This window comes from Candidatus Tisiphia endosymbiont of Ptychoptera albimana, from assembly GCF_964026605.1.
Classification (GTDB): Bacteria; Pseudomonadota; Alphaproteobacteria; order Rickettsiales; family Rickettsiaceae; genus Tisiphia.
Genome location: NZ_OZ032164.1, coordinates 1,270,673 through 1,285,031, shown reverse-complemented (window position 1 = coordinate 1,285,031; position 14,359 = coordinate 1,270,673). Strand labels below are relative to the sequence as shown.

13 protein-coding genes are annotated in these 14,359 nt (G+C 33.3%); 9 read left to right on the top strand and 4 right to left on the bottom strand.

The features are described from left to right. Positions 1–4 precede the first annotated feature (4 nt). Positions 5–1,894, top strand: coding sequence for an ATP-dependent zinc metalloprotease FtsH (gene ftsH, locus AAGD36_RS06170; protein WP_341751399.1), 1,890 nt, complete (start codon positions 5–7; stop codon positions 1,892–1,894). A gap of 314 nt (positions 1,895–2,208) precedes the next feature. Further along, complete coding sequence (locus tag AAGD36_RS06165; protein WP_341755327.1) at positions 2,209–2,994, top strand: succinate dehydrogenase iron-sulfur subunit; 786 nt, start codon at positions 2,209–2,211, stop codon at positions 2,992–2,994. A gap of 203 nt (positions 2,995–3,197) precedes the next feature. Here the strand turns inward: AAGD36_RS06165 and AAGD36_RS06160 are convergent, their stop codons facing one another. From AAGD36_RS06160 to AAGD36_RS06145, 4 genes are all read right to left on the bottom strand, one after another. Then, positions 3,198–3,962 (bottom strand): polysaccharide deacetylase family protein, encoded by a 765-nt coding sequence (locus AAGD36_RS06160; protein ID WP_341751397.1) that lies wholly within the window; start codon positions 3,960–3,962, stop codon positions 3,198–3,200. A gap of 128 nt (positions 3,963–4,090) precedes the next feature. Further along, a complete protein-coding gene (gene rsmA, locus AAGD36_RS06155) occupies positions 4,091–4,954 on the bottom strand; it encodes a 16S rRNA (adenine(1518)-N(6)/adenine(1519)-N(6))-dimethyltransferase RsmA (RefSeq protein WP_341756024.1) in 864 nt (287 codons plus the stop codon). Continuing rightward, positions 4,954–5,841: a SurA N-terminal domain-containing protein gene (locus AAGD36_RS06150; RefSeq protein WP_341748361.1), complete on the bottom strand. Its 888-nt coding sequence runs from the start codon at positions 5,839–5,841 to the stop codon at positions 4,954–4,956. The genes rsmA and AAGD36_RS06150 overlap by 1 nt, the downstream gene beginning before the upstream one ends. A gap of 10 nt (positions 5,842–5,851) precedes the next feature. After that, positions 5,852–7,990, bottom strand: coding sequence for an LPS-assembly protein LptD (locus AAGD36_RS06145; RefSeq protein WP_341756023.1), 2,139 nt, complete (start codon positions 7,988–7,990; stop codon positions 5,852–5,854). Between the two features lie 554 nt (positions 7,991–8,544). Between AAGD36_RS06145 and AAGD36_RS06140 the strand changes: the two genes are divergently transcribed. The 7 genes from AAGD36_RS06140 (at position 8,545) to AAGD36_RS06110 (ending at position 14,244) form a co-directional block, all read left to right on the top strand. Beyond that, positions 8,545–8,961: an Rrf2 family transcriptional regulator gene (locus AAGD36_RS06140; RefSeq protein WP_341748359.1), complete on the top strand. Its 417-nt coding sequence runs from the start codon at positions 8,545–8,547 to the stop codon at positions 8,959–8,961. Between the two features lie 65 nt (positions 8,962–9,026). Beyond that, positions 9,027–10,139, top strand: a complete 1,113-nt coding sequence (locus tag AAGD36_RS06135; RefSeq protein ID WP_341755326.1) for a cysteine desulfurase family protein — start codon at positions 9,027–9,029, stop codon at positions 10,137–10,139. Further along, a complete protein-coding gene (locus tag AAGD36_RS06130; RefSeq protein WP_341755325.1) occupies positions 10,132–11,388 on the top strand; it encodes an IscS subfamily cysteine desulfurase in 1,257 nt (418 codons plus the stop codon). The genes AAGD36_RS06135 and AAGD36_RS06130 overlap by 8 nt, the downstream gene beginning before the upstream one ends. Positions 11,389–11,434: 46 nt before the next feature. Next, the gene (locus AAGD36_RS06125; RefSeq protein WP_341755324.1) at positions 11,435–12,865 is read left to right on the top strand and encodes a hypothetical protein; all 1,431 of its coding nucleotides are present in this window, start codon (positions 11,435–11,437) and stop codon (positions 12,863–12,865) included. Between the two features lie 15 nt (positions 12,866–12,880). Continuing rightward, complete coding sequence (gene iscU, locus AAGD36_RS06120) at positions 12,881–13,261, top strand: Fe-S cluster assembly scaffold IscU (RefSeq protein WP_341755323.1); 381 nt, start codon at positions 12,881–12,883, stop codon at positions 13,259–13,261. A gap of 9 nt (positions 13,262–13,270) precedes the next feature. After that, on the top strand, positions 13,271–13,603 hold the full coding sequence (locus AAGD36_RS06115; protein WP_341755322.1) for a HesB/IscA family protein: 333 nt from the start codon (positions 13,271–13,273) through the stop codon (positions 13,601–13,603). A 419-nt stretch (positions 13,604–14,022) separates the two neighbouring features. After that, positions 14,023–14,244 carry a hypothetical protein gene (locus AAGD36_RS06110; protein ID WP_341755321.1) on the top strand — a complete coding sequence of 74 codons (222 nt, stop codon included), beginning with the start codon at positions 14,023–14,025 and terminating at the stop codon, positions 14,242–14,244. The last annotated feature ends 115 nt before the right edge of the window (positions 14,245–14,359 follow it).

The following is a 14,359-nucleotide window of genomic DNA, read 5'->3' as shown; positions in this document are numbered from 1 at the left end:
GTAGATGAATAATCAAAGTAAGAATGTTCTAATTTGGGTGTCGGTTTTTGTTTTAATGATACTTGTTTTTCATGCATTTCAAAATGATGGTTTTATTGGAGGAAGAAGTAATATCGCTTTTTCAGATTTTTTAACCAAAATTGATGAAAAATCAATTAGTGCTGTTAAAATTCAGGGTAGAATGATTGAGGGAACTCTAAGCGATGGATCTTCTTTTTCGACTTATGCTGCTGACTATCCAGATCTAATAAATCGCCTAAATAGCAATTCGGTTCATATTGAAATAGTGCCACCTGATACAAAAATGAACTTGTTGTTTAACATATTTGTTTCGTGGTTTCCAATGATTCTTTTGATAGGTGGGTGGGTGTTTTTCATGCGTCAAATGCAAGGTGGAGGAAAAGCCATGGGTTTTGGTAAATCTAAAGCTAAGCTAGTTTCAGACAAAGGCCCAAAAATTACTTTTAAAGATGTTGCTGGAATTAACGAAGCTAAAGAAGAATTAACTGAAATTGTTGATTTCCTTAGAGACCCAAGCAAATTCCAAAAACTTGGTGGTAAAATTCCAAAGGGATGTTTACTTATAGGATCACCTGGAACAGGTAAAACTCTCCTAGCAAAAGCTATAGCCGGCGAGGCAAATGTCCCATTCTTTAGTATATCTGGCTCTGATTTTGTTGAAATGTTCGTTGGTGTTGGTGCTAGCCGTGTCCGTGATATGTTCGAACAAGGTAAACGCAATGCTCCTTGTATAATTTTTATTGACGAAATAGATGCAGTAGGTCGCCACAGAGGTATTGGTATGGGTGGTGGCAACGATGAACGTGAACAAACACTAAATCAAATGCTGGTCGAAATGGATGGGTTTGAGGATAATGAAGGGGTAGTTATTATTGCTGCAACTAACAGACCGGATGTATTGGATCCAGCGTTGCTAAGACCTGGGAGATTTGATCGCCAAATTACTGTTCCTAATCCAGATATTGATGGTAGAGAACAAATTTTACAAGTACATTTGAAGAAAATAAAATGTGCCTCAAATATAGTCGCTAGAATCATAGCTAGAGGAACTCCTGGATCTTCAGGAGCAGATCTTGCTAATCTTGTCAATGAATCTGCATTAATTGCTGCTCGCAAGGGTAAAAAAGAAGTAAGTATGACAGATTTAGAAGAGGCAAAAGATAAAGTGTTAATGGGTGTAGAAAGACGTTCTATGGTTATGTCAGATGAGCAGAAAAAACTAACTGCTTATCATGAGGGAGGGCATGCATTGGTTGGGTTGTATTGTCCTGCTTCTGATCCAATTCACAAAGCAACTATTATTCCAAGAGGTAGGTCACTTGGAATGGTTATGCGACTTCCTGAAAATGATCGTTTTTCTATGCCACGTGATAAAATGGAAGCTGACATAGCGGTGGCAATGGCTGGCAGGGTAGCTGAGGAGCTTATTTTTGGCAGAGATAAAGTTACTTCTGGGGCTTCTTCAGATATTAAAATGGCAACCCAAATGGCTAGAGCTATGGTAACGGACTGGGGGTTAAGTGATGCAATAGGACCAGTATATCATGGTTCGAGTAATGAAGATCTATATACTAGTGGTAGGGGAGCAGGTCATACTTCTGTACATACAGCAGAATTAATTGATACAGAAGTAAGAAAAATTATTGAAAAAGGTTATGATTTTGCCAAAAATATATTAACTACACATATTGATCAACTTCATTTGTTAGCTAAATTATTGATTGAACATGAGACATTGTCTGGTCAGCAAATTAAAAACTTGCTGAGTGATAGATCAATGAATTCAGAAGAGGAAAATTTATTTCCAATAAAAAATGACTATGGTGGTACTGTAAAAGTTAAGAAACTAAATCAGAAAAGAACAGCTGGGTAATTTAAAAGTCGTGGCTATGGTAAAGAAGTGTGCTTGATGTCACCCCACAACTGTTGAAAGTTAAAAATCGTCTATTAGCGAAGCACTGTTGTAAGTCTTAAACCGTCATTGCGAGGAGTCGCTGTAAGCGGCGACGTGGCAAGGAGGTCTTGACTATCATGAAGATTGCCACAGTGCCTAACGGCACTTCGCTAATAGACGATTTTTAACTTTCAACAGTTGTGCCGTCTACGCGGGGATGACATCTTTTCACCATTGATTACAACTTTTAAATTGCTCTGAAATATAGTTAGAATTTTAGATAAGGAATAAACATGGCAGAACTTAGATTACCACCTAATTCTAAAGTCCGTAAAGGTACTACATATAAACATTCTGGAGAAGCGGTTAAGTTACGTAATATCAGAATTTATAGATATGATCCAAATTCTGAAGAAAATCCTAGAATTGATATTTATGAGTTAGATCTATGCAAAACAGGTCCAATGGTTCTAGATGCCTTAATTAAAATAAAAAATGAAATAGATTCTACATTGACTTTTAGGCGTTCTTGTCGTGAAGGAATTTGTGGTAGTTGTGCGATGAATATAGATGGAACTAACACACTTGCTTGCATTAAAGCTATTGAAGAAATTCGTGGTGATGTCAAGATATATCCTCTACCGCACATGAAGGTAGTAAAAGATTTAGTACCTGATATGTCGCATTTCTATGCTCAATATGAATCGATAGAACCTTGGCTAAAAACTGACAGTCCGCCACCTTCCAATACTGAAAGATTGCAGTCTCTTAAGGATAGAGAAAAGCTGGATGGTTTATATGAATGCATATTATGTGCGTGTTGTTCTACCTCTTGCCCAAGTTATTGGTGGAATGGTGATAAATATTTAGGACCTGCGATTTTACTACAAGCATATCGGTGGATTGCTGATTCTAGGGATGAGTATACTGGAGAACGTTTAGATGCTTTAGAAGATCCATTTAAATTATATCGTTGTCATACGATTATGAACTGTACAAAGACTTGTCCGAAAGGTTTAAATCCAGCTAAAGCTATTGCAGAGATAAAAAACCAAATAATAGAACGTCACGGAGTGTAAAGCGAATAGACTTACTTAACCTAAGTTCGATATAGCATTATGTATACTCGATGAAAATCAAGAATTGCGTTGTCGTCTTCAGGGATCTTCGGTGCTCACGTACTAATGTAGGCTCCGCTCCTCGACCCTTTGACTCCTAGCACTTCATGATTTTGCTCTTCATCTATTAACTCTTCATTTACGAGCAGTATATATACTCTTCATCACTCTACATGATAATTTTTAATAAAATCAAACTTATAATTTTTTTTATGCAAAAGATCAACTAACTGACTTAAATTTTCTTTGCCATTAAATTGGTCTTGAAACATCTCATCATGCATAAGTAAAATTAATTTATTAGGTAAGGCAGTATCATTTCTGTTAAATTTATCTTCTATCTCTTGCACTAATTCATCTAAGGATTGAATTGGCTTGCCATGCTGATTATGAGCCCATTCTAAATCCCAACCATATAGATAGAAGCCATTTTTATATATTCCATCATCATCTATTCTTTCTACTTTATCTTCTTCTTTTGAAATATATGGATCATCTTTACTTAGGTTAGGAAGACGGAATACATCTCGACCTGGTAGTCTAGTATTGACATGTGAACCAGTGAAACCAAAAACAGTATTATTTTTTTTAAGATCCTTAATTACATCCGGAAGCTGATGATAAAAATTCCTATAGTGGTTATTAGCGTGAGTATAGCTGTGATTTCCTATTTCAATAAAAGGGTTTTTTTTAGCTAGATCAACAGCTTTCTTTAGGCTAGGACTCGAATTATCATAATGTAATCCTACCATGAACATGGTAATGGGAGTCTTTTTTTGGGTCATGACATTAATAACATTTTCGGTTCCTCCAAGAGGACCATCATCTGATGTTATATAAATTGTTTTATTTGTATCTGCACATAATGCATAAGGTAGATTTACTATAGCTACGAAACAATATATTAGGAAGATTTTGGTTATTCTCATAAAAATATACCTGAGATTATATGATTAAGTAGGTTGCTTTTACCGTAAATAGAATTGTATCATTACATTACCAAATATACCAAAGTAAAAAATTGACAATTAACAATAAATATTTACTGGCAGTGATATTAATAGCGATGTAGTGATTCATTCGAGTATAATTTTGCTAAAGACAAATAATCTTGTGGTGACAAATTTTCAGATCGAGAAGAATTATCAATATTTAATTGAGATAACAAATCTTCTATGTGCGGGGTTAGTTTCTTCAAAGATGATTTAATCATTTTACGACGTTCACTAAAGGCTAGTTTGGTAATTAGTTCAACTTTCCCAATTAGTTCAAGTGTTAATGGATTATTAAAAGGCACAAGTCTAACTATTGCAGAGTGGACTTTTGGTGCAGGGTAGAAAGCTTGCGGATTAACATCAAAGCATTTTTCAACTGAACAAAGTAACTGACATATTATTGATAATCTGCCATAAGATTTTGTCCCAACTTTACCACATATTCGCTCTACAACCTCTCTTTGCAGCATTAAAGTCATACTACTTATTAAGTATGATTTTTTTAACCATTTTATGACTAACTCTGTACCTATTCGGTAAGGTAAATTTGAAATAATAGTTATTTTATCATGTGTTTTGTCATGACTTAAGGTTGATAGATCGAATTTAGAAGCATCTGAATGAATAATATGTAGATTAGGGTATAACTCTCTTATTTCCGTCAGTAACGGTATGCATCTAGCGTCAGTTTCAACCACAGTTAAAGATTTAGGGTTATAAGAAAGGATAGCTCTAGTGAGTCCGGCTGTACCAGGACCAACTTCTAATACAGAGTCATTTTCTCGGAGACCGCTTACACGAACTATTTTATCACATAGACTACTATCAAAAATGAAATTCTGACCATATCTCTTAATAGGAACAATGCCATGTTGGCTAGCATGCTTGGCGATTGAAGGTAGTGTACTCGGATTATTCGAGTATATCACAAAGGTAGCATTATTTTGATATAGGCTTTCTTACGCATATCCTCAAAGTATTTTTGGGCTTTTTGTGACATTTTTTTATTGGTCAGAAGATTTACTACATAATTATTTTCATCTAGAGTAATATTAACTATCTTTTTATTACACATTAAGATTAACTTAAACCCATCTTGCATCTCGAAAACACTACTTTTCTCTCCTGTATTTAAATCCTTGAGAATTGTTTGTAGCGTAGAATCTAGAGTACTTAAATTTTGATTGACTATCTCTAACGTAGAAAAATCTTTATATAAAGATTCTTTGATATCGTGACAATTTGTAAGGCGTTTTTGTAACCCATACATCTTTTGCAAAGTTTTATCCTGTTTATCTTTTGAAGTAAAGATTTGAGCCGATACTTCTGCATCTTTTGAATTAGTCGCTAATATTATAGCATCAACTTCTTTTGCACTAATAGCAACTGATCTAGAAATACTAGATAAAATATTCATTTTGATAATTTCAGCACCAATCTGAGATTTAAAACTATTAATATCTACAGATTTACTCTTCAAAAGTTGCATTAATTGTCCTTTTGCCATTTTATTACGTTGCTCAATAGTCTCTATAGACTCATTTAACTCACTATCAGAACTTTTTTTACCGTTTACAGACTGATAAAGCAATAAATCATCAATCACGCTGTTAATTGCCATCTTGTCAAGTTGCTTATCTGTTTGAGAATCAGGATTGTTAATATTGTTAAGTGCCATGATCATGTGTTTTCTAGCTAAAAATTCATGTAACGTAATTGGCTCATTATTAACTAATGCAACTATATTGGATAATTCTGCTTTCGCTATAGCTAGGTTAAAAACGATAGCAACTAAACAAAATAACTTCTTCATAATTTTAGACTCACATATTTAATATTTTTAAACCTATAGAAATAGTAGGTACAGCAGAATTCTTTTTTATTCCCCTACTACCATCTTCCGTGTAGTTGTCTGAAAGTTTTCCGGCTATTCTAACACAATCATTTAAGTATGTCACTTGGATACTCTTAGAAAGAACATTTAGTTTGCTTTTTGGCCAATTTACTCTCATATCATAGACAACTGACCAATTTTCTGTTAATTGATAAGTGAGATTATAGTAGAATTGCTTTATTTTCTCATCAGTTAATTTATCTGTAAAATAATATTTCTGTAAATTTGAAATCTGAACCAATCCAGCAGTTAACTGAATTTTCTTAGAGTTAAGACTTCCACCTAATTCATCTCTAATTGGATCAAAATTTCTACTTTTTCTAAATCTATAGAATAGCTCTATCTTATCAGAAAAACTACTAGCAATTCTACCAACATTTTCGATACTATTAATAGAGTTAGTATTAATAGTAGTGTTATAGGTTTGTCCTAGAAATAAACTTGTATAATTCTCCTCCGATAGTATAGAAGAATTAACCCCATAACTTAATCTATTGCCAAATTCATGATAATCTATACCACTATAACGATTCGAATTGAATATATTATTTTCTGATAGTTCATATTTTGATGGATCAATAAAGGAAAATTTCTTATTATAATTATGTCTACGTCCAATAGTCACGGATATAATTGGTTCTACAAACAGGCTAGTTTTATCAAAAATTGTTCCAGCTAATGGATAACTCCAAATATTTTGGATTTCAGGTATATTTCTAGTTAGAACATGATTAGTCCTAGAATCATTTAGATATAGGTGATTAATAAAATATACATCTGATCTATTCCGTAAGGTAACATTAAATAAATGACCTGCCTCAGTTAAAAAATTATTATCCACTGCCAGTTGTAATGCAACTCGACCTAGTTCCTTTCCGCTTCTTTCTTTATAAATTAATGCATTATTCTCTACAACTAAGTTACTAGTTTCTTCGTCATTTAGAGGTATAACATTCTTAGTTCTAACCTTGGGGAAAATTAATGGATTCGTACTACTAGAATCATTTGTTCCCAATCCCTCAAAATATATTCCTTCCGTCAATAAGTAATTATAATTATTGACATGCTCTAAATATAACTTAGACATCAAATACGGAGTATAATTGTTATAGTAATTTTTTAAATAAGCTTTATCAGAAGTACGTTGTAACCTAAATCCATATCTATAATCGTTTTTGATAAAATTACCATTGCTTAATAGATAATATGAGTTCACCTTACGGTTTTTTATCGTTACATCACCATCCTTTATGGAATATGGCACTTTACCATAATTAGCGTCTAAAGATATATAATCAGTTTTATTCGGTTTGTAACGAGCTTCTAGTTCAAGAATTTTATATATAATATTATGCTTTTGCCAAAAAATCCTAGGGGTTATAGTAAAGTCTAGATTAGGTTTAGCTCTATAATATAGCGGTATTCCCAAAGCATTATCCCGCACTCTAGGTATCAATATTCCCGATTCTGCGGAAGCCTTAGGTGTTGGATGAGAAAAATATGGTATATACAAGATTGGTACACCATATACCTCAAAAAATAGGTGATTATAAACCATTTTATTCTTATTAAGATATATCTCAGTATTTTTTGCAGAAACTTGCCAAATAGGTTTTTGGTTACATAGTATTTTGCATGGAGTAAAGGTACTATTATGCAGACGAAAAACATCTTCATTTACTCTTTCTGCTAGTTTTGATACTAATAGTGTATTATCACCAAAATATAAAATAAAATCTGAGATTATCCCTGCCTTTAGTTTGTCTTTTAATATGACAAGATCTCCTAGAATAACTCTATTTTGCTGATCTTTAATTCTAATATCACCTTCAGCCCAAAGTTTATCTTGCCCTATATCATAAATCAAAGAATTAGCTGTTAGGAAGTAATTATCCAATATAACTTGAACATCACCTTTAGCATAAATAAACTGTTCTTTTTGGTTATATTCAATATAATCCGCTGATATAAAGCTAAATTGTTTGTTCATCTCTTGCTTATCAGCTATTGCAAAACCAAAAACCGATAACAAAGTAATAATAATCAATATATTGCAGAAAACTCGCATTAAAGATAACTTTTGAAGTGAGGGGGTATGTAAAATGCAGTCATTTAGTATCATAGTACTATATAACCAAGTGTGCAAGTTTAAGTATATAATAGTCCTCGATGTTCTAAGAGTGATGTTATCCCAGCGTAGGTAGCGGGATCTAAAAATGTTGATAGTCTTCCCAGCTGGTTTTTTAGACCTCTACTTTCGCGGGGGTGACAGCGAAGACTGGGATAACACCGAGGCTGCTTAAGTTAACAAAACTTGAACGCTTAGTTATATACTAAATTTGATATATTTATACGATAATTCGACGTTAAATAGTAGTAATTTTTAAAATTAGGCTGCAAGCTTGTAAAGTAAAAGATATAACCTTCAATTTACTTTCTATATCATCTAGCCTTTCAGGTTATTTTTTGAATCCCCACTATAGCTCAGATGATATCAGTAGTAGTTAAACTTAAGTTTTATATTAATTATTGACTACGATTTTTAAACCGCCATGATAAAATAATACTTGACTAAATTAGTAGGGTATTATATAGTAATGTTATTATAGTGGAGTTGTTTGTATGCAATTAACTACAAAGGGGCGATATGCTGTAATGGCTATCTTAGAAATCGCATCGCAAATGTCGGATATACCTGTTACCTTGGCTGAAATTTCGGTGAAACAAAATATACCGGTCAACTACTTGGAGCAAATTTTTGCAAAGCTTAAGAAAGCTAATATAGTTAGATCAGCGAAAGGTCCAAAAGGTGGTTACATCATTAATGAAAAATTAAATAATATCAAGATTACTGATATTATTGATGCGGTAGATGAGAATATTGAAATGACAAGATGTTTAAGAAAATCTCAGAATAGTTGCGTACCTAATAAAGTAAAATGTAACGCTCATCATTTATGGTTAGGTTTAAGTAAGCATATAAGGAACTATTTTGACACCATCTCTGTAGCTGACATGCTAGCTGATACACTAGATTAGCTCTAAAAGTTTTTGAAAATTATTTTAACTTATGTATTAGTGGACGAATAAATTATGTTATATATATGTTATATTTAGACCATAATTCCACTACTAACGTTCATCCTAAGGTTAAGGAACTTATGAAGAATTTGCTCGAAGAAGCATATAATCCGTCTTCTATTCATACCAAAGGGCGTTATGCTAGGAGTTTAGTAGAAATAGCTAGGGAGCAAGTTGCAAGATCTGTAGGCATTGACATAAATTCTAGAGAATATCAGGTTATTTTTACTTCCTCTGGCACAGAAAGTAATAATTTGTTGATGAATAGTTATTATGACGGAGAAATTTTTGTTTCTAGCATAGAACATTTATCGATCTTTGATCATGCTAAATATAGAAATAATATTAAAATTATTAGGGTAGATAGTGATGGTGTTGTTGATGCTCAGCATTTAGGAGAACTACTATCGGTTAGTCATAGCAATAAAAAGCTCGTGTCTATAATGCTAGCTAATAATGAAAGTGGTGTTGTGCAAAATATACAAGAACTGGTTAAAATTGCCCAAAAATATGGGGCAGTATTTCATAGTGATTGTGTTCAAGCAGTTGGCAAAATATCGGTCAATATTAAAGAATTAGCAGTTGATTTTGCTACTATATCAAGTCATAAATTAGGAGGAGTGCAGGGAAGTAGTGCGTTGATTGCTAAAGCAGAACATACGCTTAAAGCAATGATGATTGGTGGAGGGCAAGAGAGAAACATTCGCTCAGGTACAGAAAATGTACTAGCGATTGCTTCGTTCGGTCTTGTGTCATCAATAGCGACTGCAGAGATAGAAGATAGATACAAAAAAATGAAGACATTACAGACATATTTGGAACAAAATTTGTGCAACTATAAAAATGTTAAAATAGTGTCGAAAGATGTTGAAAGATTACCAAATACCACGTTGATAATCGTACCTAACACTGATGCACAAACCAAATTGATAGCTTTCGATTTACGGGGTATAGCGGTTAGTTCCGGTTCGGCCTGTTCATCAGGGAAAGTTGGTAAGTCACATGTTTTATCGAGTATGGGGTTTAGTGAGGATGACACTAGGTCTTCGATTAGAGTCAGCTTTGATTATCAACAAACTATTGAAGATGTTGTGACATTTGTTAAAGCGTTTGAAGAAGTATACTCAAATGGATGAATTAGAAGAATTAAGACAAAAAGTAAAATTAAGTGGTAAATCACTACCGATTTATATGGATTATCAATCGACAACTCCTATGGATCCAAGGGTCTTGGAATGTATGTTGCCATATTTTACCACTAAGTTTGGTAATCCACACTCTAGGAGTCATTCTTTTGGCTGGGAAGCCGAGGAGGCTGTGGAAAAGTCAAGAGAACAAATAGCAAAGCTTATTGGCGCTGATCCTAAAGAAATTATTTTTACTTCTGGAGCTACGGAGTCTAATAATTTAGCAATAAAAGGTATTGCTAAATTCTATGGTAGTAAAAAAAATCACATAGTGACAGTGATAAGTGAACATAAATGCGTTTTAGATGCTTGTCGGCATTTAGAAAATGAAGGTTTTAAGGTAACATATTTGCCAATTCAGCCAAGTGGTTTGATTGATTTACAACAATTAAGAGATGCCATAACTGACCAAACTATGTTGGTATCAGTGATGGCGGTAAATAATGAAATAGGTGTCATCCAACCAATTAAAGAAATTGGTAAAATTTGTCGGGAATTAGGGGTATTTTTTCATTCAGATATCGCCCAAGGATATGGTAAAATTCCTATAGATGTTAATGATTGTAACATTGATCTGGCAAGTATTTCCGGGCATAAAATTTATGGTCCCAAAGGTATTGGAGCTTTATATGTAAGGAAAAAACCTAGAGTACGGTTGGTGCCAATTTTAAATGGCGGTGGGCAGGAAAGAGGCATGCGTTCTGGAACTCTACCAGCCCCTTTAATTGTTGGACTAGGTAGTGCTAGCGAATTGGCTCTATCTGAAATGGCAAAAGATGCTAAACATGTAGAAGGGCTTTTTGATAGATTTTATAATAATATTACTAAACAAATTGCTGATGTCTATTTAAATGGTGATATCAATATGAGATATAAGGGAAATCTAAATTTAAGTTTTGCTTATGTCGAAGGTGAGTCGATGATATTGGCTATTAAAGATTTAGCCGTTTCATCTGGTTCGGCTTGTACCTCATCTTCGCTAGAACCGTCATATGTGTTAAGAGCTATGGGAGTTGATGAAGAAATGGCACATACATCGATTAGGTTTGGTATTGGTAGATTTACCACTAAAGAAGAAATCGATTATGCTGCAGTGTTAATAGCGTCAAAAATTAATAAATTAAGAGAACTAAGCCCTCTTTGGGAGATGGTTCAAGAAGGAATTAATTTAAAGCAAATCAAGTGGGCAATGCATTGATGAATGTGTTGTATTAATAATAATTAACTAAAAATATGGAGGAATAATGAAAGAATTGGAAGGATATTTAAACGAAGGAAAGGATATTGTTGATCTAACTGGATATAAGCGTGAAAATTGGACGATAGAAGATTTAATACAGCTTATACGGGACAACCCAAATGTTACAATACTGAAATTAGCGGATACTGATATTTCATGTGAAGATTTACAGCTGTTGATTCAGAGTGGTGCATTAAATGATATTACGGAGTTGGATTTAAGTAATAATCAACTTGCGTATGGTGATATGAGTGTTATACCATTCAATAAGCAATTGTTAAGTAAACTGACTGTTCTTAACTTACGTAATAATTGCATGGAAAATGATGATGTGGAGGTTATAGTAGACTCTAATTTGGCGCAGCAGTTTACCAAGCTTGACTTAAGTGGTAATGAGATTGGAAATGAAGGGGCAGAATATATAGCAAAGGCTGATTTTGAGAATTTAACATGGCTTAATTTAGCAAGTAATTCGATAGGTGAAGGGTGTACAGCTATATTAACCTATAGTGGCTTATCAAATCTTGAGGTACTTGATCTATCTTTCAACGCTATTACTGATCAAGCGATGGAGGATATAAAAGAATATTATAATACCCATTATGGATTATTAGATCGGTTGCAGGAGCTTTATATTGGTGCTAACTCTATTACTGCAGAAGGAGTGATAAATTTAGTAAATATTGACGACTGCTTTGAAAATCTTCATACATTATCATTTTATAATGCTGATTGTGAAGATGAGTTTATTGGTGATGAAGGGGTTGAAGCCATAGTGAACTCAGAAAAATTTCCTAATCTTACTCATTTGTCATTCGCTGCACAAGGGATAACTGATACAGGGGCTGAATATATTGCAGAATCTGAGAATTTAGAAAATCTTAAAGTTCTAGATATACAAGGTAATAATATTCATGATGAAGGAATGAGAGATATAATAACATCTGAGAATTTACCAGAACTTGAGGAGCTACATTTTAACGGTAATAGTTTTTTATCCCTGTCTGTGGTTATGGATGTGTATAAATGGGGTGCTGATAAAGGCATAGAGATTTTTTTTGATTCAAATGTAGATACATTATTAAAAGCTATCTATAATGAAACATTATCGTTGATGGATATTATATTCCAATTATGTGAGGTGGAGGTTAAGATTAAAGATGAATGTACAGAGGACAAGAAGGTTGTTGAACCAGGAATAAAATATGCTCAACATATTTTAGACCATCCTGAGCAATATCCTTTGGACATTAATGATAAAGATAGTCAGGGGCATTTATTTAACGACCTTTATACTAAATACCCAAATCTTCATATGTGGTTGGAGACAAGATTCCCTGATCATACATTCCCTTATGGTGATCATACAGCTCTTGACAGGCAACTATCTGCTGAACTACTAGGAAGTACCATAAGTGATGGTGCAGAACATTAATAAAGAGGAAATAACATGGGATATAGTTTAAAAGTGCTGGATCATTACGAAAATCCCCGTAACGTAGGGTCATTAGACAAAAATGACGCATATGTTGGAACAGGTCTCGTGGGAGCTCCTGCCTGTGGTGATGTAATGAAGCTACAAATTAAAGTTAGTGAAGATGGAATTATTATAGATGCCAAATTTAAAACCTTTGGTTGTGGTTCTGCTATTGCTTCAAGTTCTTTAGTAACAGAATGGGTTAAGGGTAAATCTATTGATGAGGCTGGTAGTATAAAAAATACTGAAATAGCTAAGGAATTATCTTTGCCACCAGTAAAACTCCATTGCTCTTTATTAGCAGAAGATGCCATAAAAGCTGCAATAGCTGATTATAGAACTAAAAAACCATAAGTAGCTATCATGAAAAATGTTATGTCATTGACTGATGCAGCAGCCCAGCAAATAAAGAGACTGATAGACAAACGTAATAGACCGTCTTTTGGTATTAGGATTGGCGTAAAGTCTGGTGGTTGTTCCGGTCTATCTTATTACGTAGAATATGCGGATAACAAGAATAAGTTTGATGAGGTGATAGAAGATAAAGGTGTACGAATATTAATTGACCCAAAAGCTCTAATGTATCTTCTAGCCAGTGAAATGGATTATGTAGAAGATAAGTTTAAATCGGGGTTTACTTTTAATAATCCAAATGAAAAAGGTAGTTGTGGATGTGGAAAATCGTTTAATATATAAGAAAATATTTCTGTTTTTATAAAAGATGTCGTAAAACCCCATATGTCTTTAGCGTGTAGAATGTAAGACGTTACTCACCTTGAGTTTCAATATATCCCGAATTCGCGTAATTTAATTCTAAGTGGCAACAAAACGGCTCATTCTTAACACTGGTTCTTATATGAAACATAAACACTCTACAAAAGCGTCTACAAGTGTTAGCTTATTAGCTAGTAGTTCAGTACATGACTCTAGTATTAAAAACAACAATTTGATGTAAATTACAAGCAATTTTAAATAGCTCTTTAGGTACGAGTAAAATAGGAAATTTTATAGTCAATCATATTTTATGTTCCCTTGATGCAACTAATATAACTAATGGAGAAAAAATAAAATATATAAAGATTCTAGAGGAATTTGTATCAAAGTTTGTTCAAGAAATGGATAAGAATTCAATGGAACAATTAAAATTTTGGAGACAATTATATAATCTTGTATTAATTCGTGAGCATTTAAAGAAGGGCGAGGAAAGTGTTATCAAAATATTAAAAAAATTGCTCGCTTTTTTCATGATAAAAAGTCTGATAATCACCAAGAAACTTATCAAAGTTGGAACATTTCTGACGAAGTATCATATACAACAAAGAATAAAGATGTTGTAGTACGTCTTAGTAAGAAACATAATAATTATACTAGCATTGACCCTGAACTGTTAGGATCATTAGAGATATCCGAGCAGCAACAATTTACCACTGCTTTAAAGAAAGGTATAGTAAA

Bases quoted from the DNA above. Each gene is read 5' to 3' on its own strand.
- AAGD36_RS06160 (WP_341751397.1), bottom strand. From the start codon at position 3,962: ATGAGAATAACCAAAATCTTCCTAATATATTGTTTCGTAGCTATAGTA.
- ftsH (WP_341751399.1), top strand. From the start codon at position 5: ATGAATAATCAAAGTAAGAATGTTCTAATTTGGGTGTCGGTTTTTGTT.
- AAGD36_RS06125 (WP_341755324.1), top strand. From the start codon at position 11,435: ATGAAAGAATTGGAAGGATATTTAAACGAAGGAAAGGATATTGTTGAT.
- AAGD36_RS06140 (WP_341748359.1), top strand. From the start codon at position 8,545: ATGCAATTAACTACAAAGGGGCGATATGCTGTAATGGCTATCTTAGAA.
- AAGD36_RS06150 (WP_341748361.1), bottom strand. From the start codon at position 5,841: ATGAAGAAGTTATTTTGTTTAGTTGCTATCGTTTTTAACCTAGCTATA.
- AAGD36_RS06165 (WP_341755327.1), top strand. From the start codon at position 2,209: ATGGCAGAACTTAGATTACCACCTAATTCTAAAGTCCGTAAAGGTACT.
- iscU (WP_341755323.1), top strand. From the start codon at position 12,881: ATGGGATATAGTTTAAAAGTGCTGGATCATTACGAAAATCCCCGTAAC.
- AAGD36_RS06110 (WP_341755321.1), top strand. From the start codon at position 14,023: ATGGATAAGAATTCAATGGAACAATTAAAATTTTGGAGACAATTATAT.
- AAGD36_RS06130 (WP_341755325.1), top strand. From the start codon at position 10,132: ATGGATGAATTAGAAGAATTAAGACAAAAAGTAAAATTAAGTGGTAAA.
- AAGD36_RS06135 (WP_341755326.1), top strand. From the start codon at position 9,027: ATGTTATATTTAGACCATAATTCCACTACTAACGTTCATCCTAAGGTT.
- AAGD36_RS06145 (WP_341756023.1), bottom strand. From the start codon at position 7,990: ATGCGAGTTTTCTGCAATATATTGATTATTATTACTTTGTTATCGGTT.
- AAGD36_RS06115 (WP_341755322.1), top strand. From the start codon at position 13,271: ATGAAAAATGTTATGTCATTGACTGATGCAGCAGCCCAGCAAATAAAG.